This is a genomic window from Cryobacterium sp. TMT2-17-1, assembly GCF_004402765.1.
Classification (GTDB): Bacteria; Actinomycetota; Actinomycetes; order Actinomycetales; family Microbacteriaceae; genus Cryobacterium; species Cryobacterium sandaracinum.
On sequence record NZ_SOGC01000009.1, the window covers coordinates 123,117 to 146,726 of the forward strand.

The 23,610-nt window shown below is 67.7% G+C and carries 26 protein-coding genes; 8 read left to right on the forward strand and 18 right to left on the reverse strand.

Features of this window, described 5'->3' with window-relative positions; genetic code table 11:
* Nucleotides 1-93: 93 nt before the first annotated feature.
* Nucleotides 94-1,533 carry a lipase maturation factor family protein gene (locus tag E3O47_RS01960; RefSeq protein WP_104099320.1) on the reverse strand — a complete coding sequence of 480 codons (1,440 nt, stop codon included), beginning with the start codon at nucleotides 1,531-1,533 and terminating at the stop codon, nucleotides 94-96.
* 146 nt (nucleotides 1,534-1,679) lie between these two features.
* On the opposite strand from E3O47_RS01960, the gene E3O47_RS01965 reads away from it, so the two are divergent.
* The 8 genes from E3O47_RS01965 to E3O47_RS15795 all read left to right on the forward strand — a co-directional run bounded on the left by E3O47_RS01965 (nucleotide 1,680) and on the right by E3O47_RS15795 (nucleotide 8,670).
* Nucleotides 1,680-2,780 (forward strand): LacI family DNA-binding transcriptional regulator, encoded by a 1,101-nt coding sequence (locus tag E3O47_RS01965; RefSeq protein WP_241986047.1) that lies wholly within the window; start codon nucleotides 1,680-1,682, stop codon nucleotides 2,778-2,780.
* 80 nt (nucleotides 2,781-2,860) lie between these two features.
* On the forward strand, nucleotides 2,861-4,147 hold the full coding sequence (locus E3O47_RS01970) for an extracellular solute-binding protein (RefSeq protein WP_134419449.1): 1,287 nt from the start codon (nucleotides 2,861-2,863) through the stop codon (nucleotides 4,145-4,147).
* A gap of 3 nt (nucleotides 4,148-4,150) precedes the next feature.
* Entirely contained in the window at nucleotides 4,151-5,107 is a 957-nt protein-coding gene (locus E3O47_RS01975; protein ID WP_104099317.1) for a sugar ABC transporter permease, read from the forward strand.
* Nucleotides 5,104-5,937: a carbohydrate ABC transporter permease gene (locus tag E3O47_RS01980; protein ID WP_104099316.1), complete on the forward strand. Its 834-nt coding sequence runs from the start codon at nucleotides 5,104-5,106 to the stop codon at nucleotides 5,935-5,937. The genes E3O47_RS01975 and E3O47_RS01980 overlap by 4 nt, the downstream gene beginning before the upstream one ends.
* A gap of 2 nt (nucleotides 5,938-5,939) precedes the next feature.
* Complete coding sequence (locus tag E3O47_RS01985) at nucleotides 5,940-7,010, forward strand: glycosidase (RefSeq protein WP_104099315.1); 1,071 nt, start codon at nucleotides 5,940-5,942, stop codon at nucleotides 7,008-7,010.
* 359 nt (nucleotides 7,011-7,369) lie between these two features.
* Entirely contained in the window at nucleotides 7,370-7,621 is a 252-nt protein-coding gene (locus E3O47_RS01990) for a hypothetical protein (RefSeq protein ID WP_134419396.1), read from the forward strand.
* 75 nt (nucleotides 7,622-7,696) lie between these two features.
* Entirely contained in the window at nucleotides 7,697-8,179 is a 483-nt protein-coding gene (locus E3O47_RS01995) for a DUF222 domain-containing protein (protein WP_134419397.1), read from the forward strand.
* Nucleotides 8,180-8,181: 2 nt separating this feature from the next.
* On the forward strand, nucleotides 8,182-8,670 hold the full coding sequence (locus E3O47_RS15795; protein WP_166785305.1) for a hypothetical protein: 489 nt from the start codon (nucleotides 8,182-8,184) through the stop codon (nucleotides 8,668-8,670).
* 121 nt (nucleotides 8,671-8,791) lie between these two features.
* Here E3O47_RS15795 and csrA read toward each other — a convergent pair whose 3' ends face one another.
* From csrA to E3O47_RS02085, 17 genes are all read right to left on the reverse strand, one after another.
* Complete coding sequence (csrA, locus tag E3O47_RS02005; protein ID WP_104099312.1) at nucleotides 8,792-9,052, reverse strand: carbon storage regulator CsrA; 261 nt, start codon at nucleotides 9,050-9,052, stop codon at nucleotides 8,792-8,794.
* Nucleotides 9,053-9,061: 9 nt separating this feature from the next.
* On the reverse strand, nucleotides 9,062-10,099 hold the full coding sequence (locus tag E3O47_RS02010) for a hypothetical protein (protein ID WP_104099311.1): 1,038 nt from the start codon (nucleotides 10,097-10,099) through the stop codon (nucleotides 9,062-9,064).
* Nucleotides 10,074-12,125: a flagellar biosynthesis protein FlhA gene (locus E3O47_RS02015; protein ID WP_104099310.1), complete on the reverse strand. Its 2,052-nt coding sequence runs from the start codon at nucleotides 12,123-12,125 to the stop codon at nucleotides 10,074-10,076. The genes E3O47_RS02010 and E3O47_RS02015 overlap by 26 nt, the downstream gene beginning before the upstream one ends.
* Nucleotides 12,122-13,246, reverse strand: coding sequence for an EscU/YscU/HrcU family type III secretion system export apparatus switch protein (locus E3O47_RS02020; RefSeq protein ID WP_104099309.1), 1,125 nt, complete (start codon nucleotides 13,244-13,246; stop codon nucleotides 12,122-12,124). Before E3O47_RS02020 ends, E3O47_RS02015 begins: the two co-directional genes overlap by 4 nt.
* Entirely contained in the window at nucleotides 13,247-14,005 is a 759-nt protein-coding gene (locus E3O47_RS02025) for a flagellar biosynthetic protein FliR (protein WP_104099308.1), read from the reverse strand.
* A complete protein-coding gene (gene fliQ, locus E3O47_RS02030; protein WP_104099307.1) occupies nucleotides 14,005-14,280 on the reverse strand; it encodes a flagellar biosynthesis protein FliQ in 276 nt (91 codons plus the stop codon). The genes E3O47_RS02025 and fliQ overlap by 1 nt, the downstream gene beginning before the upstream one ends.
* Complete coding sequence (gene fliP / locus E3O47_RS02035; RefSeq protein WP_174722128.1) at nucleotides 14,280-15,074, reverse strand: flagellar type III secretion system pore protein FliP; 795 nt, start codon at nucleotides 15,072-15,074, stop codon at nucleotides 14,280-14,282. The genes fliQ and fliP overlap by 1 nt, the downstream gene beginning before the upstream one ends.
* A gap of 50 nt (nucleotides 15,075-15,124) precedes the next feature.
* Nucleotides 15,125-15,640 (reverse strand): flagellar biosynthetic protein FliO, encoded by a 516-nt coding sequence (locus E3O47_RS02040; protein ID WP_134419400.1) that lies wholly within the window; start codon nucleotides 15,638-15,640, stop codon nucleotides 15,125-15,127.
* A complete protein-coding gene (gene fliN, locus E3O47_RS02045; protein WP_134419402.1) occupies nucleotides 15,641-16,345 on the reverse strand; it encodes a flagellar motor switch protein FliN in 705 nt (234 codons plus the stop codon).
* Entirely contained in the window at nucleotides 16,342-17,229 is an 888-nt protein-coding gene (locus tag E3O47_RS02050) for a flagellar motor switch protein FliM (protein WP_104099303.1), read from the reverse strand. Before E3O47_RS02050 ends, fliN begins: the two co-directional genes overlap by 4 nt.
* 61 nt (nucleotides 17,230-17,290) lie before the next feature.
* Nucleotides 17,291-18,226 carry a flagellar motor protein MotB gene (locus E3O47_RS02055; protein WP_134343327.1) on the reverse strand — a complete coding sequence of 312 codons (936 nt, stop codon included), beginning with the start codon at nucleotides 18,224-18,226 and terminating at the stop codon, nucleotides 17,291-17,293.
* Complete coding sequence (locus tag E3O47_RS02060) at nucleotides 18,223-19,071, reverse strand: MotA/TolQ/ExbB proton channel family protein (protein WP_134372847.1); 849 nt, start codon at nucleotides 19,069-19,071, stop codon at nucleotides 18,223-18,225. The genes E3O47_RS02055 and E3O47_RS02060 overlap by 4 nt, the downstream gene beginning before the upstream one ends.
* A complete protein-coding gene (locus E3O47_RS02065; protein WP_104099330.1) occupies nucleotides 19,071-19,382 on the reverse strand; it encodes a flagellar FlbD family protein in 312 nt (103 codons plus the stop codon). The genes E3O47_RS02060 and E3O47_RS02065 overlap by 1 nt, the downstream gene beginning before the upstream one ends.
* 390 nt (nucleotides 19,383-19,772) lie before the next feature.
* On the reverse strand, nucleotides 19,773-21,368 hold the full coding sequence (locus E3O47_RS02070) for an ABC-F family ATP-binding cassette domain-containing protein (protein WP_104099146.1): 1,596 nt from the start codon (nucleotides 21,366-21,368) through the stop codon (nucleotides 19,773-19,775).
* 75 nt (nucleotides 21,369-21,443) lie between these two features.
* On the reverse strand, nucleotides 21,444-21,794 hold the full coding sequence (locus E3O47_RS02075; RefSeq protein WP_104099147.1) for an HPF/RaiA family ribosome-associated protein: 351 nt from the start codon (nucleotides 21,792-21,794) through the stop codon (nucleotides 21,444-21,446).
* Nucleotides 21,795-21,887: 93 nt separating this feature from the next.
* A complete protein-coding gene (locus E3O47_RS02080) occupies nucleotides 21,888-23,060 on the reverse strand; it encodes a flagellar hook protein FlgE (RefSeq protein ID WP_104099148.1) in 1,173 nt (390 codons plus the stop codon).
* 53 nt (nucleotides 23,061-23,113) lie between these two features.
* Nucleotides 23,114-23,530, reverse strand: coding sequence for a flagellar hook capping FlgD N-terminal domain-containing protein (locus E3O47_RS02085; RefSeq protein ID WP_104099149.1), 417 nt, complete (start codon nucleotides 23,528-23,530; stop codon nucleotides 23,114-23,116).
* Between the last annotated feature and the right edge of the window lie 80 nt (nucleotides 23,531-23,610).

Here is a 23,610-nt window from a genome sequence, read left to right on the forward strand (position 1 = left end):
GCTTTCCCGCTCGGTGACGTGCACGCTCAGCCCGGTCCGGGCCAGGACGAGCGCCGCCTCCGGCCCGTGGGCCCGGCTCCAACCACGTCGACGTCAGGCACGGGACCTCCAGGCCAGGGTGATGGGGGCCACGAGCAGGCCGACCTCCGAGCGCACCCACCACTCTCGGGTCTCTCGGCGTTCGTCCGGAGTGGAGTAGCGGTAGCGGTAGACCCGGGCGCGCACGTAGCGGGGCGGGGCCTGCGGGAACGGGTTGACCCGCACCATCCGCAGCGTGGGTCGGTCGCCCTCGAGGAGGCGGGCCAGGAACATCTCGAACCAGCGGGTGCCCGGGTCGCCGAGCGCCAGGAACCACATCAGCCAGTCCAGGCGCAGGTGGTACGGCGCGAACTGGCGGGGCCGGTGCTCGGGGTCGCCGGGCTTGCCGCGGAATTCGTAGGCGCGCCAGCCCGTCTCGTCAGTCGGGTCGGCGGCGTCGCTGCCCTCGACGACCACCTCGTGGCGCTGCCGGGTGACCGTGCCGAACGCACCGTAGGCGTTCACCAGGTGGTACCGGTTGAAGCTCGCATTCATCAGTTGCCGGCGGGCGACCAGGTTGCGAAGCGGCCAGTAGCTGAGCACCAGGAGCAGGGAGGTGGCCAGGCTGACCACGATCACGAACCAGAGCGGGCCATCCGGTGCGGCCTCCCCGGCCGGCAGCCACGGCAGCACCGCGCGCAGCGTGGCGTCGTCGACGGCAGAGAAGGCCAGCACGATGGTGATCCAGTTCAGCCAGGCGAAGTTGCCGGTGAGCACCAGCCAGAACTGGCTGAGGATCACGATCAGGGCCGCGACGGATGCGACGGGCTGGGGCGCAAAGAGGAAGAACGGCACGACCAGCTGCGCGAAGTGGTTGCCAATCACCTCCCCGCGGTGGAACCACGGGGGCAGATGGTGTGCGAACCAACTGAGCGGGTTCGGCATCGGCTGCGTTTCATGGTGGTAGTAGAGGGCGGTCAGGTCTCGCCACTCCCGGCCGCCGCGGATCTTAATCAGGCCGGCGCCGAATTCCAGCCGGAAGAGCAGCCAGCGGCAGAACAGGATCACGAAGAGCGGAGGGGCCACCTGCTCGGAGCCGAGGAAGGCCACCACGAAACCGGCCTCCAGCAGCAGACTCTCCCAGCCGAACGAGTAGAAGGATTGGCCGACGTTGACGATCGACAGGTAGCCCACGAAGAGCAGGAGGAAAGCGACCATCGGCAGCCAGGGCGGCCCGAGCTGCGGCAGGCCGGCCACGAGCGTGGCCGCCACGGCGGCGCCGGACCAGGCGAGGGAACGCAGCATCCGGTCGGAGTAATGCCAGTGGAAAATACTCGGCGACGCGCTGAACCTCACGCGGGCCACAAAACGGGCCACCGGGAGCAGGCCATGGTCGCCGAGCAGCGCGGGGAATTGGTTGACGGCCGAAACGAAGGCGATCAGGTAGCAGGCAGCCACCCCGCGCTGCAGCACCTGCCGCGCGATCTCGTATTCTCCGGCCCCGAACCAGTCCATTTGCGCACAATCTAGGCCTTCCCCGGCCTGGGTTCAATCGGACCGGCTGTAATCGGAGCCGCCCCCTTGACGGGGGAAACTAAACCGGTATAGCCTTTCTAAACCGGTTCAGGTTGGGTCGGCTGTCAATGAGGAGGCCCAGAAACGTGCCTGCGAACATTCCTGCCACCACCACCGTGAAGCCCACCGCTCAGTCCACCACGAAGTCCGCCGCGAAGTCGGTCGCGAACCCCCCAAAGGTCACCATCGAGGTGGTCGCCAAGCGGGCCGGCGTCAGCAAGGGCCTCGTCTCCTTCGCCCTCAACAACCGGCCCGGAGTCGCCCCCGAGACCCGGGTGCGCATCCTTCAGGTCGCCAAGGAGCTGGGCTGGAAGCCGTCCCTCCGCGCCCGGTCGCTCTCCACGCAGCGGTCCTACGCGCTCGGCCTCGTGATCGCCCGCAACCCGGACGTGCTTGCCTCCGACCCGTTCTTTCCCTCCTTCATCGCGGGCGTCGAGAGCATCCTTGCCCCGGAAGGTCGTGCCCTCGTGCTCAGCGTCGTTCCCGACGAGGAGACCGAGTTGAAGACCTACCGCTCACTCGTGGCAGACGGGCGCGTCGACGGGGTCTTCCTCAGCGACCTCCGCCACGGCGACCCGCGCATCCCGCTCCTCGCCGAGCTGGGTCTGCCGGCGGTCACGCTCGGACGCCCCGACGGGCCCAGCCCCTTCCCCGCGGTGACCGTGGACGACACACCGGGTGTGATGGCATCCGTCGCTCACCTCGCCACCCTCGGCCACCGCCGCATCGCGCACGTCGCAGGCAGCTCGACGCTGCTGCACGGCAGCCGCCGGCGCGCGGCCTTCGCCGCCGCCCTGCGCGAGGCGGGCCTGCCGGAGGGGCAGACCGTCGAGACCGATTTCTCCGTGGGCGCCGGGTCAGATGCCACTCGGCGCCTCCTGACCCAGGACACGCCCCCGACTGCGATCGTCTACGCCAACGACCCGATGGCCATCGCCGGTCTCGGCATGGCGCACGAGCTGGGCGTGCGGGTCCCCGACGACCTCTCGATCACGGGCTACGACGACATCGACTTCTGCCGTTACGTGTACCCGCCCCTGACCACCGTCAGCGCAGCACCGATGGCGTGGGGGCGCGCGGCGGCGAGCACGCTTTTGGCCCTGATGGAGAACGGCTCGGCGGACGACGTGGACCTCCCGGCGGCCCGGCTCGTGGTGCGCGGGTCGACCGCCCCGCCCCACGGCTGACCCACAGCGCTGACACATGTTTACCGCAGCAAGGCTGCTGCGGGTTTCGAGAAATGGAGCACCACATGCACAGCAATGGAATGGCCAAGCGGATTCTCACCGTTACGGCGGCATCCGCCACAGTGGCCCTGGCACTGAGCGCTTGCGCGTCCGGGGGGACGACGGGTGACGCGGCCACCAGCCGCGGGCCGATCACGATCTGGTACTCGAACAACGAAACCGAGATCGCCTGGGGCAAGCAGATGGTGGAGGCCTGGAACGCCGAGAACCCGGATGAAAAGGTGAAGGCGCAGGAAATCCCGGCCGGTAAGAGCAGCGAGGAGGTCATCGGTGCCGCCATCACGGCCGGCAACGCCCCCTGCCTCGTATTCAATACGGCCCCGGTCGCGGTGCCGCAGTTCGAGAAGCAGGGTGGTCTCGTCGACCTCTCCAGCTTTGAGGACGGCGCCGCCTACATCGAGGCACGCAGCGGCGACACGGCCGAGCAGTACCAGGGCGCCGACGCGAAGTACTTCCAGATGCCGTGGAAGTCCAACCCCGTCATGATCTTCTACAACAAGGACATGTTCACCGCCGCCGGACTCGACGCCGAGAACCCCCAGTTGGCCACCTACGACGAATTCCTCGCCACCTCGCGCACCCTCGTCGAGAGCGGCGCCGCGCCGAACGCCATCTACCCGGCCCCGACCAGTCAGTTCTTCCAGAGCTGGTTCGACTTCTACCCGCTCTACGCCGCCGAAACCGGTGGCACGCAGTTGATCGAAGACGGTGAGGCCACCTTCAACGACGAGGACGGCGCGAAGGTCGCGGAGTTCTGGAAGACCCTGTACGCCGAGGGTCTCGCCGGCAAAGAGCAGTACCAGGGCGACTCGTTCGCCGATGGCCAGGCCGCGATGTCCATCGTCGGCCCGTGGGCCGTGTCGGTGTACAAGGACGCCGTGAACTGGGGTGCGGTTCCCGTTCCCACCAGCGAGGGCACTCCGGCCGAGGAAACCTACACGTTCAGTGACGCGAAGAACGTCGGAATGTTCACGGCCTGCGAGAACCAGGCCACCGCCTGGGATGTGCTGAAATTCGCCACCAGCGAGGACCAGGACGGACAGCTTCTCGAGCTGACCGGCCAGATGCCGCTCCGCGAGGACCTCCCAACGGTGTACCCGGAGTACTTCGCGGCCAACCCGGCCTACGAGCAGTTCGGCGACCAGGCATCCCGCATGGTCGAGGTTCCCAACGTCTCCAGCTCGGTCGCCGCCTGGCAGGCCTTCCGCGACGCGTACACGAAGTCGGTCATCACCGGCGAGGGTGAGATCCCCGCCGCCCTCGACTCCGCCGCCGAGAAGATCAAAACCCTGATCTCCAAGCCGTAACGGATGTCCCAGTCAACCGCGAGTCGGACCGTCGCCGGGAGGAGCACAACTCCTCCCGGCGGGGGCCCCCGCCGCCGCAAACACCCCCTTCTGGGCAAGAACCCATTCGGGCTCCTGCTCAGCGCCCCCTACCTCATCTTCGTTCTGGCCGTCTTCGCCTACCCGCTGGTCTTCGCCTTCTGGATGTCGTTCCACGACTACTTCTTCGCTGCACCCGGCGCCGCTGTGGACCGGCCATTCGTCGGCCTGGACAATTTTCGGGAAGTGCTAGCCGACCCGGCCATCATCCGTTCCTTCGGCAACGTGGGAGTCTTCCTGCTGATCAACGTGCCGTTGACGGTCATCCTCTCGCTCATGCTCGCCACCGCCTTGAACAAGGCCGTGCGGTTCCGCACCTTCCTGCGCGTTGCCTACTACGTGCCCTACGTGACCGCGAGCGTCGCCGTCGTCGGCGTCTGGATCTTCCTGTTCAGCGGCAACGGCCTCGTGAACCAGATTCTCGGGCCGCTCGCGCCCGATCCGGCGTGGCTGATCAACGAGGACTGGGCCATGCCCACCATCGCGATCTTCGTGACCTGGAAGGGCCTCGGATTCTTCATTCTGCTCTACCTGGCCGCCCTGCAGAACGTGTCGGAGGAACTGTACGAGGCCGCTTCAACGGATGGCGCGGGCAGGATCCGAAGTTTCTTCTCGGTCACCGTGCCGGGCGTACGCCCGGCGACTGTGCTCGTGCTGCTGCTCTCGACGGTCACCGGCGCCAACCTCTTCACGGAGCCGTACCTGCTCACCGGCGGCGGCGGCCCGAACGGGGCATCCTCGTCACCCGTGCTGATGATGTACCAGCGCGGGATCGAACAGGGGTCGCCCGACACGGCGGCCGCGATCGGCGTCATCCTCGTGATCGGAGTTCTCATCCTCGCGTTCATCCAGCGCAAGCTTGCAGGCGGTGACGAATCATGAGCCGCGGGCAGAACATCCTGCGGGGTGTGGTGCTCACGGTCGGGGCGCTTGTGTTCCTGTTCCCCTTCTACTACATGGTCATCGGCTCGCTCCAGAAGGAACCGGACCCGACTGTCGCCGGCGCATTCCCGAACCCCGCCAACCTGACGCTCGACAACTACGGTGACATCAACAGCCGGATCAACCTGCTGCAGGGGCTGCTCAACTCGGGGATCTTCACGGGTGGCGTCATTCTCTTCACCGTGGTTTTCGGTGTTCTAGTGGGCTACGCCCTCGCCCAGCTGCAGTGGCGCGGACGCGGTGTCACCTTCGCTCTCGCACTGCTCGTGCAGGTCGTGCCGTTCCAGCTGCTGATGATCCCGCTCTACGTGATGATCGCCCGGGACTACGGACTGGCCGACAACTATCTGGGCATGATCCTGCCGTTCGCCATCAACTCGACTGCCGTGATCATCTTCCGGCAGTACTTCCTGCAGATTCCGAAGGATCTGTTCGATGCCGCCCGCATCGACGGCGCCGGCGAACTGCGGATCCTGCGGCGGATCGCCCTGCCTCTGGTGCGGCCGGCCCTGCTGACCGTCGTGCTGCTGACCTTCATCGGACCGTGGAACGAATTCCTCTGGCCGTTCCTGATCACCAAGGAAGCGTCCCTCCAGCCTCTCGCCGTGTCACTCGCCAACTACCTCAGCAATATCGCCGCCACAGCGGCGAACCCGTTCGGGGCGGTTCTCGCCGGGGCCTGCGTCCTGGCCGCCCCTGCTGTGATCCTGTTCCTCCTCTTCCAACGGCACTTCGTGTCGAACAATATCGGCTCCGGCGTGAAAGGTTAGAAATGCCCAACCCCACTGAATTCCCCTACACCCTGACCCGAATGGGCGTCATCATGACGCCCGAAGCGGGCAACGACCTCGAGGCCGAGGGGGTGCTGAACCCCGGCACGGGGCACTCTGCCGACGGAACTCTGTATCTGCTCCCCCGACTGGTCGCCACCGGAAACGTCTCCCGCGTCGGACTCGCAAAGGTCATCATCACCGACGGCGTACCCACGGGCGTCGAACGCGAGGGTGTCGTTCTTGCACCGGACCGCGGCTGGGAGCGCGGCGCGAACAACGCCGGAGTGGAAGATCCCAGGATCACCTTCGTTCCCCGGCTCGGCCTACACGTGATGACCTACGTCGCCTACGGCCCCCTCGGCCCGCGCACGGCCGTTGCCGTGTCCTCGGACCTGCGCGAGTGGCGCCGGCTCGGTCCGGCGCTGTTCGCCTTCGACGACACGCTGGACATGGACCTGAACCTGTTCCACAACAAAGACACCGTGTTCTTCCCGGAGCCGGTCGCCGGCCCGAATGGAGTCGAGTGCTTCGCCGTGCTGCACCGCCCGATGTGGGATCTGGGCGAGGTCAAGCCGGGTGAGGGCATCCGTGTTCCCGCCGGCGTCACCGACACCCGGCAGAGCATCTGGATCAGCTATCTGCCGGTCGCGGATGTGCTCGCCGACATCTCGAAGCTCACCTTCTGGAGCGGCCACCGTTTCCTGGCCGGGCCGGAGTTCGCGTTCGAAGAGCTGAAGATCGGCGGCGGCCCTGCCCCGTTGCGGGTGCCGGAGGGCTGGCTGCTGATGCACCACGGCGTCACCGGAACCATCGACGGCGCGTTCTCGCAGCAGCAGAAGGTGAACTACTCGGCCGGAGCGATGATTCTCGACGCGGACGACCCGACCATCGTGCTGAAGCGCACGTCGGAGCCGCTGCTCAAGGCGGAGACGCCCGATGAGATCAGCGGCATCGTGCCGAACGTGGTGTTTCCGACCGCGATCGAGGAGATCGCGGGGCAGCTGTTCGTGTTCTACGGCATGGCCGACTCGAAGATCGGCGTGGCGCGCCTGGATCGCGTGGGCTCGTAGGGGCTCAGGTGCTGGCGCTGGCGTGTTGAGCGCTTGAGCGCTTGTCCGTTGATGGCGGTCTCGGCGGGGCTCATCCCCGGGAGGCCGCCTTCGGCTTTCGTGGCGCAGGGTGTGGAAGCAGGCTCACCGCTGACGCTGCAAACGATCATCGGTGGCGCCGCGCGGCCAAACAGCCGGGCGGTTGAACAAAGATACGAAACTTTTATCCACAAAAGATGAGTGACACTCGACTACGTGTGCTCCTTAAGTTATCCTCATAACATGACGAACTCGCGGATGACCTCAGGCAGGCGGCCGACGCCGTCGCCCTGCTGGGCTCCTCGAGCGCCGACCTCGCGACTCTTCCCGACGCCGAGGCTTTGGCCGGCCAGAAGCGGATGGCCGGCGCGCGCCGTCTGCTCGACACCTATGCCGCGTTGATGGCCGCAACCATCGCCCGCCGGTCCCGCCCGGAACTCGGCCACTCGGGGCTGGCCGCGCAGCAGGGGTTCCTCTCGCCCGAGGCCCTGATCCAGAACTGGACCGGCTCATCCAAAGGTGACGCGTACAAGCTCGTCGCGGTCGGCACGATGATGGCCGACACCAAGGCGGCCGACAAGCTGGTCGAATAGGCACTCTCGACGCTCTCGACGCCCGACGCCGACGCCGACGCCGATGCTGTCGACGTCGCGGCGTTCACCGCGAGGGTGCCCTGGCAGGCGCCGATCGCCCGGGGCGTCACCGCCGGCACGCTCTCGGTTGACGCGGCCGAGGCGATCCGGGCCGGGCTCGGCCAGATCGACGCGGCAGTCACCGCGGAGAAGCTCCGGGTGGCCCTCGCGGCGCTCCTCACCGAGGCACCGTCACTGAATGCCGACGAGGTCTTCAAACGGGCCCGCCGGATGCGCGACCGGCTCGATCAGGCCGGCATCACCGCCCGCGAGAAGCAGGCCCACGACGACCGCTACCTGAAGGTCTACCGGCTGAGCAATGGCAACGTGCGCCTGAACGGGCTCTTCGCCCCCGAAGACGGCGAGTTCGTGCTCTCCACCTTCGACTCCATCACCAGCCCCCGCCGCGGCGGAGTGCGCTTCGTCGACCCGGAACGCGCCGTCTGGGCCCAAAAAAAGCAGGACGACCCGCGCAGCACCGAGCAGGTCAACGCGGACGCTGCCCGGCGGTGCGCGTGATCGTGACCGAGAAAGTCCTCACAGCCGAACCCGCCGCGCCGGGTGCCGCCGAACCCGCCGCTCACGGGCAGATCGAAGGCAACCCGGTCCCCATCTCGCAGGAAACCATCGACCGGTTGCTCTGCGACACCGGCACCCGCGGCATCAAGTTCGACGACATCGGCCAAATCATCAACGTCGGCCGTGACGAACGACTCTTCACCGAGAAACAACGCGCCGCGATGGGAGTGCGCGACGGCGGATGCCGGTGGGTCGACTGCGACCGATCACCAGCCTGGACCGAAGCCCACCACATCAACGACTGGCTCACCGACAGCGGAGACACCAACCTCGCCGACGGAGTACTGCTCTGCCACCCGCACCACCTACTGCTACACAACCAGCACTGGAAGATCACCCGCACCGGAACGCAACACTGGCTGCGGCCACCGGTGGAGAACGACCCGGAACAGACACTGATCGCACTGCCGAGCAAGGCGGTGGGGCTGTAGGGCTGTAGGGCTGTAGGGCTGTAGGGCTGTAGGGCTGTAGGGCTGTAGGGCATGACTCTCGTCCCGGGTCTTGACAGGCTCGACCACCGGGGGGGGCGGCGGCGGGGCGCGGCGGGGCGTGCTATTCGGCGGGCGGCGCGGTGGGAAGGAGGGCGAGGGTGGCCTTGAGGCGGGCCTCGGCGTCGTCGTCACCCTGACCCGCGAGACTCGCCGCGATGTTCGCCTCGGTCACGGCGCGGAGCACCTCGTCCCGCTGGATGCGCACGCCCCGGGGAGCGTCGACGCCGATCCGGATGCTGTCACCGCGCACGTCGAGAACGGTGATGACGATGTCGTCACCGATGAGGATCTTCTCCCCCTGTTTGCGTGTTAGAACCAGCACTCGTCCAGCCTAGCTTGACCGGTCGGGCCGGCCCGCGAGCCGTCGCCGCATTCCGGCCACGGTGCTGGCCTCGGCGGGGGCGCCGTCGACCCAACCGATGGGGATCTGCAGCTCATCGACGGTCTCAGGCGAGACGGTGTCGCCATAGCCCGTCACCGCGATCGCGTCGACGTGCACGCTCTGGGCAACCTCAGCCGCCCACCGGGCGGTGTCTGCGGGCTTGCGGCCGGCATCGACGACCAGCCAGACCTGCTCGGCACCGAGCGCGGCCACCAATGCGGCGTAGATGTCCGCCGTGGCCGGGTCGGCACCCAGACCGAAGGCCAGAATTCCGGTCTGTCCGAGCTTGACTCCCCTGGCCCGTGCCTCCAGCGCCGTGCGCCGGTCGAGGATGCGCGCGAGCCCGGCCGCGGCAGGCGCTCCGACGTCGATCGCGCCGGCCACGAGGACCTCAGCCGAACCATGCGCCACGGCCAGCTCCCGCGCAATCCGCACCGCGGCATCCTGCCACCCGACGACGAGAACGAGGTTTCCGACACCCGGGAGCGGCCGCGGCACCGCCGCTTCGGCGGCCGCCTGCTCGCTCTCTCTCAGCCGGGCGTCCCTGCGCCTGCCGCCCCCCTGGGCGGCCGCCGGGGCGGGGGCGGGCGGCGCGGGAGTGGGCAGCACCGGCGGGATGGGTTCCTGGGTGGCGAAGGTGAGTTCGTCCATCAGGCGGGCGAAGCCGTCCGTCGCGGTCGACAGGGGCGGGGAGGAGACGGGTGCCGCGGCCCGGGGAAAACCCGCTTCCGCCGCGTCGGCATCGTCGAGAAGCGCGGCGATGCCGAGCCGGGCCTGCACGTCGAGTCGGGAGTGGGCCGCGCGCCGCCGCCGCTCCGGCACCTCGACCGTGACCTCGATGTGCCGGCGGGCGAAGAAGCCCTTGATGCCGCCGACGGTGACCCGTTCGGCGGCCACGATGCGCGCATCCGCACCGTGCTCGGCGAGGATGCGTGCCTTCAGCTCCTGGAGGGATGAACCCTCAAGCTGAAATCGACTCGGTTCCACGTACCACTCCCACCGTTTCGATGGCCACGTTCGCCGAGGTGACCTCCTGATAGGACAGCACGGAGATACCGCCGGACTGCGCCGACACTAGTCGACGGATGGCCGGGCGCAGCGCCGGCGCGCAGACCAGCACCGCGGAGAGTCCGGCCGCTTCCACGTTGCCCAGCGCCTCCTTCAGCGACCCGAGAATGGCGTCGACCCGGTTCGGCTCCAACATGATCTGGGTGCCCTGGTCGGAGGGACGCATCCCCTCGAGCATGGACTGCTCCAAGGCAGGCTCGATCATGATCACCCGGAGCAGCCCGTCGTCGAGATACTGCGCTGTGAGAGCCGGGCCCAGCGCCTGACGGGCCGTCTCGATCAGGCCCTCCGGGTCATTCGACACCTTGGCGCGCAGGGAGAGGGACTCGTAGATGCGGGGCAGGTCGTTGATCGGGATCTGCTCCGCGAGCAGACCCTGCAGCACGCGCTGCACCTCGGCGAGGGAGAGCAGTCCGGGGATCAGATCCTCCACGGCGGACGGATTGACCAGCCGCACCCCCTCGGTGAGCACCCGCACGTCCTCGCGGGTGAGGAGCCTCGCCGCGTTGCCGGTGATGATCGAGGACAGGTGGGTGATGAGCACCGACACCCGGTCGATGACCGTGGCCCCGGTCATCTCCGCGCTGTGCCGCATCTCGCTGGGCACCCACTTGCCGGTGAGGCCGAACACGGGCTCCACCGTGGCCTGGCCCGGCAACGAGTCGAGGGCGTCGCCGAGGGCGAGCACCTTGCCGGCCGGGGCGACCCCGCGGCCGGCCTCCACGCCGGCGATCCGGATCGAATAGGTGGAGGAGGGCAGGTCCATGCTGTCGCGGGTGCGCACGGGCGGCACCACCACGCCGAGGTCGATGGCAACCTTGCGGCGCAGGGCACGCACGCGAGCCAGGAGGTCGTCCTGGGCTCCGGAGACAAGGTCGACGAGGTCAGGGGCCAGCAGGATCTCCAGGGCGTGCACCCGCATGGTTTCGATCAGGTCTTCTGGTGTGTCAGAGCGGGGCGCCATCGCCTCGGCGGCGACACCGGCATCCCGGCCCGCCTGGTCGCGGCTCTCCCCTGCCTTGATCCGGCGGGCGAAGAGGATCAGACCCAGCCCGATCACCACGAACGGGATGATCGGCATGCCCGGGATCAGGGCCATCAGGAGGGCCGCGCAGCCCGCGATCATCAGTGCGTTGCGGGACTGGGTGAGCTGGCCGGAGGCTGCCTCGCCGATGTCGGACTCCGCGTTGGAGCGGGTCACGATCATGCCGGTCGAGACCGCCATCAGCAGGGCCGGGATCTGCGTCACGAGGCCGTCGCCGATGGTGAGCAGGGAGTAGGTGCTCATGGCCTCGGTGACGGATAGTCCGAGCGAAATCATGCCGATCGCGATGCCGCCGACCAGGTTGATGATGATGATGACGATGCCGGCGATCGCGTCACCCTTGACGAATTTCGACGCGCCGTCCATGGCACCGTAAAAGTCCGCCTCGGCGGAGACCTCGGCCCGGCGTTCCCTGGCCTGCACGTCGGTGATCAGGCCGGCATTCAGGTCGGCGTCGATGGCCATCTGTTTGCCGGGCATGGCGTCGAGGGTGAACCGCGCACCGACTTCGGCGACGCGTTCGGCACCCTTGGTGACCACCACGAATTGGATCACGACGAGGATCAGGAAGATCACAGCGCCGATGATGAGCGACCCGCCCACGGCGACGTCGCCGAACGCGGCAATCACCTGCCCGGCGTAGCCGTCGCTGAGCACGAGCCGGGTCGAGGCCACGTTCAGGCCCAGCCGGAACAGGGTCGCGACGAGCAACAGCGACGGGAAAACGGAGAAATCGAGGGGCTTTTTGACAAACATCGTGGTCAGCAGTGTGACCAGCGCCAGGAGGATGTTGACGATGATCAGCACGTCGAGCAGCACGGCGGGCACCGGCACGACGAGCAGCAGGATGATACCGACAACCCCGACCGGCACCGCGAGTTTGGCGAGATTGCTGTTCATCGGTGGCCTCCGGCCGTCAGGACACGATCGTTGAGGGTGTGCACGCGGGAACCGCGGCCGGTGCGTTCGCCGGCTCCAGAGCCGCGAGACTTCAGCGCGAGCACGAAGGCGAGCACCTGCGCGACGGCGTTGTAGAGCTCCACCGGGATCTCGTCACCCAGCTGGCAGGCGCTGTGCAGTGCACGGGTGAGCGGGATGTCCCGCACGATGGGGACCCGGTCGGTCTCCGCCTGTTCCCGGATGCGCGCCGCGATCACTCCCGCTCCCGTGGCCACGACCCGGGGGGCGGACTTGCCCGGCTCGTAGCGGAGAGCGACGGCGAAGTGGGTGGGGTTGACCAGCACGACGTCGGACGTGGCGACGGCGGCGATCATGCGGTTGCGACTCATGGCGAGCTGCCGGGCCCGGCGCTGCGACTTCACCATCGGGTCACCCTCGGAACTCTTGTTCTCATCAGTGACTTCCTTCTTCGTCATGCGGGTGCGCTTGCGGTTGCGCTTCATCACGACGAACACATCCGCGGCGGCGAGTACCAGGCCGGCGATGACAGCCGACTGCACAAGAGCGGTCGCGCCGTCACTGGCCGCTCCGATCAGCACGGAGACGGGCAGTCCCCCGGCCGTCATCAGGATGGGAGCGAGCCCCTGCACCACGAGCACCAGCACGAGACCCACGGCGATGGTCTTGAGCAGCGCCGTGACGCCCTGCCAGACGGCCTGGCCGCCGAAGGTGCGACCGAGGCCGGTCACCAGGTTGAACTGCTCGTATTTTCCGGCGACCTTCTTGAAGTGCACGCCGCCCTGCGCCACAGCGCCCACGAGGACGACCACGAAGACCGTCGCGAGCATCGGGGTGAGGATGGTTCCCATCGAGGCCAGCGAGTCCACCAGCATCTGCACGGCGAGGTCCGGCTGCGGGTTGGCGACCAGGCTGCGAATACGGATCATCTGGTCGGTTCCGGCGTCCGCGGCCAGACCGATGGTGACGGGGGCCATGGCGGCGGCCGCGCCGATGCCGATCCACGCGGTCAGGTCCTGGGACTTGGAGAGCTGGCCCTTGGACCGCACCTCGCGCATCCGTTTGTCGGTGGCTTGTTCGGTCTTCTCACCGGAGTCGGACAGCTATCTCACCCCCAGCATGGTGGCGACGGCGTCGTCGGTCAGCGACGCGACGATGCGCGGCAGGGCCACGAACCCGGCGGCGCCCAGCGTGAACGTGATCAAAATCTTGAGCGGGAACCCGAGCGCGAACGCGTTGAGGGCCGGGGCCACCCGGGTGAGCAGGCCGAGGCCGACGTCGGCGAGGAACAGGACGACGATCAGCGGTCCGGCGATCTGCACGGCGGAGAGCAGCATTTGGCCGACCGCGACTGTGATGGTCTGCATCGGCACCGCGAGGTCGATGCCGCCCCCGATCGGCAGGGCCGCGAACGTACGCGTGATGCCGCCAAGGATCAGCTGATAGCCGCCCGAGGCGAATAGGAGCGCCAGCGCGGTCATCTGGTACAGCCGCGTGAACTGGGCACCGTTGACCATGGCCTGCGGGTCGAAGCCCTGAGCGAGCTGGAAGCCGCCGAACATGTCGATCAGGTTGCCGGCGGACTGGATGGCGGAGAAGACCACGAGCACGAGGAAGCCGAGCAGGCCGCCGACCACGATCTCGAGGAGCAGGGCGGCGAAGAAACCGCCGGTGTCGGGCGAGACCCAGCCCGGCGTGACCCGAGGCGAAACCGCCAGGGCCAGGCCGAGGGCGAGCATGCCCTTGATCCGCAGGGGGAACGCGTTGTAGGAGAACGGCGGCGCCACGATGAGGAACGCCACCATCCGCACGCCCGCGAGCATGGTGGCTTCGATCCAGGCGAAGTCAAGGGTGATGTTCATCAGCCGCCACCGATGAGGCCGGGGATCTTGGCGAAGAGCATCTCCGTGAAGGACACCATCTCGGAGATCATCCAGTGCCCGGAGATGATCAGCGCCACAGCCACGGCGATGGCCTTGGGCACGAACGACAGCGTCACCTCCTGGATCTGGGTGATCGACTGCAGCAGGGAAATGGCGAAACCAACGACCAGGGCGGTGATCAGGATCGGCGCGGACAGTTTGCCGGCGATCAGGATGCCCTGCAGTCCGATGTCGAGGACGGCGTTGGTATCCATCAGCCACCCCGGTAACTGGAGACGAGGGTCGTGATGATCAGACCCCAGCCGTCGACGAGTACGAACAGGAGGATCTTGAACGGCAGCGAGATCATCACCGGCGGCAGCATCATCATGCCCATCGACATCAGCGCCGCGGACACGACGAGGTCGATCACCAGGAACGGCACGAAGATGACGAACCCGATGATGAACGCGGCACGCAGCTCGGAGATCATGAACGCCGGGATCAGCGTGAGCAGCGACACGGCCTCGCGGGTCTCCGGGTTCGGCTGATCTGCGGCCCGGGTCATCAGGGCGAGGTCCTCCTCCCGGGTGTGCGCGAGCATGAACGTGCGTAGCGGCTTCGAGCCGAGTGTGACGGCGTCGTCGAAGGACATGGTGCCGTTCAGGTACGGCTGCAGGGCGCCGTCGTTGATGTCGGTGAGGATGGGCGACATGATGAACAGCGACAGGAACAGGGCCAGGCCGGCCAGCACCTGGTTCGGCGGGATCGACGGCAGCGCGAGCGCGTTGCGGGTCATCGCGAGCACAACGAAGATCTTCGTGAAGCTGGTCATCATCAGCAGCAGGGCCGGCGCGACCGACAGCAGGGTGATCCCGATCAGGGTCACGATCGCCGAGGACGGTTCGCCGTTCGGGCCGTTGATCTGCACGTTGAGCCCGCCGCCGCCCGGTTCCGTCGGGGTGACCGGGTCGGTCGGCGTGACCGGATCGGTCGGGGCGGCATGGCCCGCCGGCGCCACGAGCAGCACGAACGCCACGACGATCACGAGCACGAGGGCCGCCATCATCAGGTACCGGGCGATGTCCCGGCTTCGATCCGGGCGCACGGCCGCGAGTGTCACCGGCCCTGCCGGAGGGCGGCAGCGGTCTGCTGCCAGGTGGCGGGAGACAGGATCGACCCGCCGATCCGGCCCGGAATGGCGCGGTCCCGGCGCCGCCGGAGGATGAGCGGCGGCGTGAGTTCCTCGCCGTCGTGAGTGGCGCCGGCGTGCGCGGCGTGCGTTGCCTGGTCGAGCTCGCGGGCGAAGTCGGCCGCGGCGTGGTGCGCGCGGCGTCCGGGAAGGGTAGCGGTGAGGGGCGCCGGGAGGGGCGCCGCGGCATCCGTCGGCGCCTGACCGTCGTGCAGCACGCTGACCGACTGCTCGGTCACGCCGAGCACGAACCGGCGGCCCTCGATGTCGACGACGACGACGGATGCCTTCTGGCCGACGCCCTGCCGGCCCACCACGGTGACCAGGTTCGGGGTGCGGCCACCGAGGGAGCCCTTCGTCAGCTTGCGCTGGAGCACCCAGAGCAGCCCCAGCACGGCGGCCAGGGACAGCGCCACCCGGAGCGCGACCAGGGTGGTTTCCACCTAGGTCAGGCTCTCGGCCACATCGAGGATCTGGGTGATCCGCACCGCGTAGTCCTGGTCGACGACCACAATCTCGCCGTGCGCGATCAGCCGGCCGTTGAGCAGGATGTCCGCGGGAGCCCCGGCGGACCGGTCGAGTTCGATGACGGCACCCGGTTCGAGTGAGAGCACGTCGCGCACCGACATGCGGGTACGCCCGATTTCCACGGTCAACGACATCTGCACGCTGTTGATCCGGCCGAGCTTGCCGGACACGGACTGGTTGGACCTGGCCGCACCGTTGGAGACGCCGTTGTCACGCAGCCGCACGGCGAACCAGCCGGTGATCTGGCCGTCGCCGGACAGCTCGAAGACGCTGGTGGCGGGATCCGCGAACAGGGCCGTGGCGTCGTCGGACCGGGTGTCCCCCAGGACCCCGATCCCGAAGACGCCGGACGCGCTCTCCAACGCCGGGCGCAGCACGTCCTGACGGGAGATCAGCGAGGAATCGAGGCCGGACGCGGAGTCGAGGGCGGCCGGGTCCGCAAGCACGACGGCGAGATCCGCGGAGGTGACGCCGACGAAGGAGGCGACCGCGGCGGTGCCGAGCCGGCCGGCGAGGGCGGCACCGGAGCAGGACTCGGCCCGGAGCCGCGTCACGGTGGGGAGCACGTCCAGCAGGGCCTCGACGGCCGCCGTCTGCACGGCGATGGGGATGACGGTCATGGGGTGGACTCCTCGGTGTCGATGACGATGCAGGCCAGTCGGGAGCCGTTGGAACCGACGGCGGCGCGGGCGAGCGTGTGGCCGTCGACGACCACGTCGAGCGGGCGGTGCTGGGGGTGCGGAAGGGGCAGCACATCATTCACGGCAAGACCCAGCACGATGCTGGGCAGAACCAGCGCGGGCGTCAGCTGCAAGGAGACATCCACCGGAACCTGGGCCAGCTGGCCGCGCAGCAGCTCGGCCGGGTCAGCACTTCCGGTCTCCGGAGCCGACTCGACGAGTTGAGGCAACAGTGCCTCCGCCGGAAGGGCGACCGTGGCGGCGCAGGATGCGTCGCCGATGCGCATCGTGAAGCTGGCGACGATCATCAGGTCGGCGGTGGCCGCGGCCTGGGCGAACTGGGAGTTGTACTGGATGCCGCCGACGGTGATCGTGTGCACGAGCAGGGAACCCAGCGAGTAACGCAGGTCCTCGAGGGCGTCGTCCATGAGCCGGCGCACCAGGGCCAGCTCGATCTGGGTGAACGCCCGTTCCGGCGGCATGGTGACCGCGGTTCCGCCCAGCATGTGGCTCACCCAGGACAGGGCCGCGGAGGTCGGGAACTGCACGACGGCTTTCGCGGGGATGCCACTCACTGGGCAGAGCACCATGGCGGTCGTGGCAGGCAGCGACGACGCGTATTCGTCGTAGGTGCGCATGAGCACGTGGTCGCATTTCACCTGGGACATGACGCGCACCTTGGCGGTGAGCTGGGTGCCCCACTGGCGCGCGAAGGTTTCGAAGGCGAGTTCGAGCACCCGGGAGTGCTCGCGGGCGAGCGTTGTCGGGCGACGAAAGTCGTACACCTCGACCGTGCGCTTCGCCGAAGCGGGCACACCAATCACTGCTTGTTCCTGGACCGTCACGGTGAGGACTATCGGTCAGGGCAAACGGATGGTTAGCAGCTCAGTGTGCTTTTTCCGCGTCTTTGTCGACGTCGGTTCCCGCGGTCTTCGTGGTTTTCGTCTTTTCCGTGGTATCCACGGTTTCCGTGGTTCCCGTGTCTTCAGCAGGTTCCGTGCCGGCGGCGGTGAAACCCGAGACGATGTCGGGGATCAGCGTGCGCACCGCCTCCGGCTGGCTGGAGAGGAGCACCACGTCGACCCGTCGGTTCTGCGCCTGGGCCGCCAGATCGGCTCCCTCCGCGACCGGCCGGGCCGAGCCGTAGCCGACGGCGGAGACCCGTTCCTGACCCACGCCGCCGAACTCGACCAGGCGGCGGAGTACGGCGGTCGCCCGGCCGGCGGATAGCTCCCAGTCGGTGGGGTAGTTGGTGGTGACGCCGTGCCGGTCGGCGTGGCCCTCCACTTTCACCTCGCGGGTGTTGGCGGAGAGGATCGGCGCCACGGCGTCGAGGACCTGCACGGCCTGGCGGCTCAGGTTGGCGAGGTTGGGTTCGAAAAACGCCTCGGAGCCGATCAGCCCGATGACCAGGCCGCGGTCGTCAATGGTGAACTGCACCTCCTGGGCCACGCCCTGGGCATCCACTGCGGCCTGCAGGGCATCCCTCACCGCGGTGAGGTCCGTGACCTCTGCCGCCGCGAGGTCGATGTCGGTGAACCCGGTCACCTCGGACTGGGCGACCTTGTCCTTGGTCACGACCACGCCCTTGGCCGTGTCGACCTTACCGACGTCGGTGGCCCCGAACCCGGTCGCGAGCGAGTTCTTCAGCTGCAGAAACTTCTCCTGGTCGACGGAAGACATCGCGAACAGCACGATGAACATGCACATCAGCACGGTGACCATATCCATGTACGACGCCATCCACCGCTCGTCGACGTGCTCGACGTGCTCCTCCTCGAGGCCCCGCCTGCGGCCGTGCCCGCGTCCGTGCCCGCTCATGCGGCCTTCGGCAGGGACGTGTCCGCCTTGTCCGCCTTGGGGCCCTTGCCGGGTTTGCCCGGTTTGCCTGGTTTGCCTGGTTTACCTGCCCTGGCGGAGGCCGGCGCGGGCACCATGGCGCGCAGTCTCTCGCCGAGGAGCCGAGGCTGGCTGCCTGCCTGCACGGCCAGCGCACCCTCCAGGAGCAGGGTCATCCGTTCGACTTCGATGTCGCTGAGGCGCTTGAGCCGGCTGCCGATCGGCAGCCAGAGGAAGTTGGCCGTGAGCAGGCCCCACAGGGTCGCGACGAACGCGGCCGCGATCATCGGGCCGAGGGTGGACGGGGTGTCGAGGTTCTCAAGCACGTGCGTGAGCGAGACGACGGTTCCGATGATGCCGACCGTGGGCGCGTAGCCGCCGAGGCTGGTGAAGAACTTGGCAGCGTTGCGGCTCTCCTTGGTAGCGGTCGCGAGCTCGTCTTCCAGCAGGATGCGCAGTTCATCGCCGTCGGTGCCGTCGGCGATGTTCTGCAGGGCGCCACGCAGGAACGGGTCGGCGACGTTGTCAGCCTCCTGCTCGAGGGCGAGCAGACCGGAACTGCGCGCCTTCTCGGCCAAGCCGACGACCTGGTCGATGACCTGCTGCGGCGGGGTGGTCTTGCCGATGAAGGCGGCGGGCACGGCTTTGAACGCGGAGATCGCGTCCCTGATCGTGCCGCCGGCGATGCCGACCGCGATGGTGGCGCCGAACACGAGAATCATCGGTGCCGGCAGGAGGATCGAGTGCAGGCTGCTGCCCTCGAGGGTGATCATGGCGAAAAGTGAGCCGAAGGCGATGGCGATTCCGACCAGGGTTGCCGGATCCATCAGAGCCTCCGCGGGCGGGCGGGAACAGTGCTGCCCGATTCGATGATTTCCTCGATCGCGTGCGGCCCCTCGACGATTTCGAGCGAACGGATACCCGGCCGGTAGTCGGCATCCGGCGTCAGGTAGGCCAGCGAGATCACATGGGCCCGGAACCGGGCGATCTTCTCGATGACGTCGTCGAGGGTCTCCGTGACGATGAACTTGGCGCCGTCGACCATGACCAGGGTCGTGTCAGGGCTCGCGTGGATGCGCTCGATCAGGTCCGGGTTGATCGCGAACTGGCTGTTGTTCAGCCGCGTCACAACGATCATGATGTCCACCCCGGGTTCAGAACGGTTCCAGCAACCGTTACGCCTCACTGTCGGCCGCCCGGCCGGGCGCGTTAGCTGCCGGCCGCATCGAGCCCGTGACCCGACCTGGAAAGCCGCACGACCACATCCGTCGCCGATTGTGGCCAACTCAGGAGATCCGTCTGGCCGAGCCGGAAATCCGGTCTGCTTCCGCACAGGTCCGCGGCGGACGGTCAACCCGGCCGCCGGATGTCCTGAGTTGGCCGCACACACGGGCTCCGCCGGGGCGGCACACACAGAAGAGTGTGGGGAGCCAGAATCTCCATCGAACTGATTCGACGGAGATTCTGCCCAAAACGCACTCAAAGACGAGAAAACCGCGCTCTGTCGCAAAAATCTCCGTCGAAATGGTTACGCCGCGCGCACCAGGATCTCGCCGGGCGCGGCCGCATCGCTGCCGAAGATCAGGTGTCGGGTGGCGATCTTGTCGGTGAAGAACCGGTCGTGGCTGACCACCACCACAGCCCCCGGAAAGTGGATGAGGGCGCGCTCCATCACCTGGGTGCTGGCCAGGTCGAGGTGGTTCGTCGGTTCGTCGAGCAGGAGCACAGCGGCCCCCGACAGCAAGCACTGTGCCATGGCGACGCGGGCCCGCTGCCCACCGGAGAGGTTGCCGATCTTCTGCTTGAGGTCGGCCTCGGAGAATTGAAACATCGCGAGGAACCGGTTGACCGACTTGCGGGTCGCTGTGAAGGCGAGACTGCCCGGCATCGCGTTCACGGAGTGGCTGACGGTGTCATCGTCGTCAAGGCCGTCGAGCACCTGGTTGTAGGAGACCACGGCGGCGCCGGAGGCCCAGGCCACCTCGCCGAAATCGGCCTTCTCCTCCCCCGCCAGAACCCGTAGCAGGGTGGTCTTGCCGCTGCCGTTGGAGCCCAGGACCACGATGCGGTTGCCGCGCCGGATCTCGAAGGTGAGGTCGGTGAACAGCGCCTTCTCGCCGTAGGACTTGCTGAGCGACTCGATGCGGCAGAGCGAGTCCTTCACGTGCAGCCCGCCGTAGATCTCGGTGATGATCGTGTCGACGGGCCGCGGGCTGCGGGTCTTCTTGATGTGCGCGAGTTGGCTGTCGAGGGTGCGGCTGGCAGCCTTTGCGGCCTCGCGGCGGTCGCTGATCCCCTCCGCCTCGAAAGCGAGCAGTTCCGACTCGTGCAGGAACTGCAGCTCGAGGGTTTTCAGGCGAAACTGCTTCTGCACCACGTAGTCGCCGAAGTTGCCGGGGTACTCGTGCAGGTGGTAGTTCTCGACCTCAATGATGCGGGTGACGACCCCGTCAAGGAACCGGCGATCGTGCGAGACGATGATGGCCGCACCGCGGAATGAGCGGAACCAGGCCTCGAGCCACTCGACGCCGGCGACGTCCAGGTAGTTGGTTGGTTCGTCCAGGAGCAGCACGTCGGGCCGCTCGAGCAGGATCTTCGCCAGCGCCGCCCGGTTGCGCCAACCGCCGGAAAGCAAATCGATGGCGCAGACGCGGTGGGCCTCGTCGAACCCGAGGGTGGTCAGCGCGGCGTCGATACGCCGCGGGTAGTCCCAACCATCGAGGCGGTCCATGTCTTCGAACAGCTCGGCCTGGCGGTGGATCAGCCGGTCGAGTTCGGCGCTCTGCGCAGAATCCGCCGCGATCCGGGCGTCGATCGACGCGAGCTCGGCCTCGAGGGCCTTGATCGGGGCGAACAGGCCGTCGAGCACCTCGGTGATCGTGGATTCGCCGTTCAGTTCGGAGAACTGGGAGAAGTAGCCCACCCGGGTGCCGGCCTCGAGGGTGACGGTGCCGGCATCCGCGCTCACCTGGCCGAGGACCAGCTTGAGAATCGTCGACTTACCTGACCCGTTGCGGCCGATCAGTCCAACCCGGTCGCCTGGTTCCAGTCGGAAGAAGGCCTCACGCAGAATCTGGGTGTTCTCGAAACGGATGCTGACGTCGTTCAGCCTGATCAGGCTCACTGTGGCCGTCCTCTCGGGTTCGGTTCAGCCCCCGGGCGAGGCGGACGGCCAACTTTACCGTGTCAGGCAGGCGGTTCAGGGCGTGTGGTCGTCACCCATGGCGGATGCGCCCTTGTGGTCGTCCATGCGACCGAACGTGGTCTCGAGCACGCTGGCCAGCTTGTGCAGCGCACCGCTGACGGCCCCGGTCATCGTGGAGGAATGGTCGGTTGCCGCGAGGGGGTTGCCCCCGGCGGGACGCACCTCGAGCAGGCAACGGATGTCCTCGGTCGTCGCCCTGCCTGCGCTCTCGTCGCTGAGGTGGACCTCGACCCGCGTCAACCGGGAGCTGAACCGGGCCAGAACAGTTTCGACCGAGGACTCCACCTCCGCCACGACTGCGTCCGTACCCGCGATGTTGTTGTCGGTGTTGACCAGGATTTGCATCTTTGCTCCTCAGTTGAAACGTCGGTCATTCCAGTATGGCGCGCAAAAATGTGCGGCCTGACGACCCGCCGACGCCGGTTATCGGCGTAGGCGCTACCGCTTCAGGTTGGTGAGCTCCTGAAGCACCTCGTCGGAGGTGGTGATGATGCGCGCATTCGCCTGGAAGCCGCGCTGGGCGACGATCAGGTTGGTGAACTCCTGCGACAGGTCGACGTTGGACATTTCGAGGGTGCCGCCGCTGAGCGAGCCGAGGCCGCCGTCACCGGGGGCGCCGAGAGCCGCCTGGCCCGAGTTGAAGGTGGCGCGGTAGGCCGAGGAACCGGACTTCTCGAGGCCGCTCGGGTTGGTGAAGGTGGCCAGGGCGATGCGGGCGATGGCTGTCTGGCTGCCGTTGCTGAACAGGCCCACCAGGGTTCCGTCCTTGCCGAGGGTGAAGGACTGGAGGGAACCCGCCGTGGAACCGTCCTGGCTGCTGATCGTGGCCGTGCTCAGGCCAGCCTGCCCGGTCAGGGCGGTCAGATTCACCTTGACGTCGTTCACGATGAACGGACCGGTTGCCGTGAGCACACCTTCTGCGTCGAGGGTCAAGGCCGTGGAGCCGGTACCCACTGCGTCGGTGCCGCTCGCGGTCCAGCCGGTGGTCGTACGCGCGAAGGTGACCGACAGGGTACGGGCGGCACCCAGCGCGTCGTAGACCTTGACGTCGCGCACGATGGCGGAGCCTGCCGCCGCATCCGCCGGCAGGTTTCCGACCATGGTGACGCCACCGGTTGCCTTCGCCGGGATCATGGCCTGCAGCGGCAGGGTGATGTTGCCCACCGGGCCACCCTCGTTGATCTGCCCGTTGGCGCCGTTCCAGCCTTGCACGATCGCACCGTCCGGGGAGACCAGGCGACCCTCGGCGTCAAAGTCGAAGGCACCCGCACGGCTATAGAGCGTCTCGCCGGCCAGTTGGGTGACGAAGAACCCGTCGCCGGAGATCGCCATGTCGGTGGCCCGCCCGGTGGACTGCGCGGAGCCCTGGGAGAAGTTCGTGGCGATCCCGGCCACCTGCACGCCGAGCCCGACCTGGGCCGGGTTCGTGCCGCCCACCTGCTCCTGGGGGCCACCCGCACCCTGCTTCAGCTGCGAAAGGGTGTCCTGGAACTGTACGGCCGACGCCTTGAACGCGGTGGTGTTGACGTTGGCGATGTTGTTGCCGGTGACGTCGAGCATGGTCTGGTGCGAGCGAAGGCCGGAGATGCCGGAGTACAGGGAGCGAAGCATGGGGTGCTGCCTTTCGGTGGGAAACGAGAACGAGAACGGATGTGAGGTGTGGGTCAGGCGGAGAGGCCGGGAGTGGTGCCGGCGGCGGCGCTCGCGCCCGAGGTGACGCCGGTCACCAGGTCGAGGGCGACGAGGGTCCCGTCGACGGTGACCTGGGGAACGGCCCCGGCGTAGGAGACGCTCGAGGCGGTACCGGTGCCCACGGTGCCGTCGGCCCGCGTGAAGGTGACGTCCTGTCCGACCAGGGCCGCTGCGGCGACGCGCATCTGCAGGGAGAAGTTCTCGTCGGCGGTCGTTGAGAGCGCCGCGAGCTTCTCCATCATGGCCAGCTGCGTGGTCTGAGAGATCATCTGGTTGGTGTCCATGGGCGAACTGGGATCCTGGTTGCGCAGCTGAGTGACCAGCAACGACATGAACGCCTCGGAATCCAGGGTCTGTTTCGGGGCGCGCACGGGGGCGGTCGAGTACATCCCGGCCGGGGCGGCTGCTGCCACTGCGTCGATGGTCAAAGGGTCTCTTTTCTGGGATGGTGGGGTCTGTGTCGGTGGGG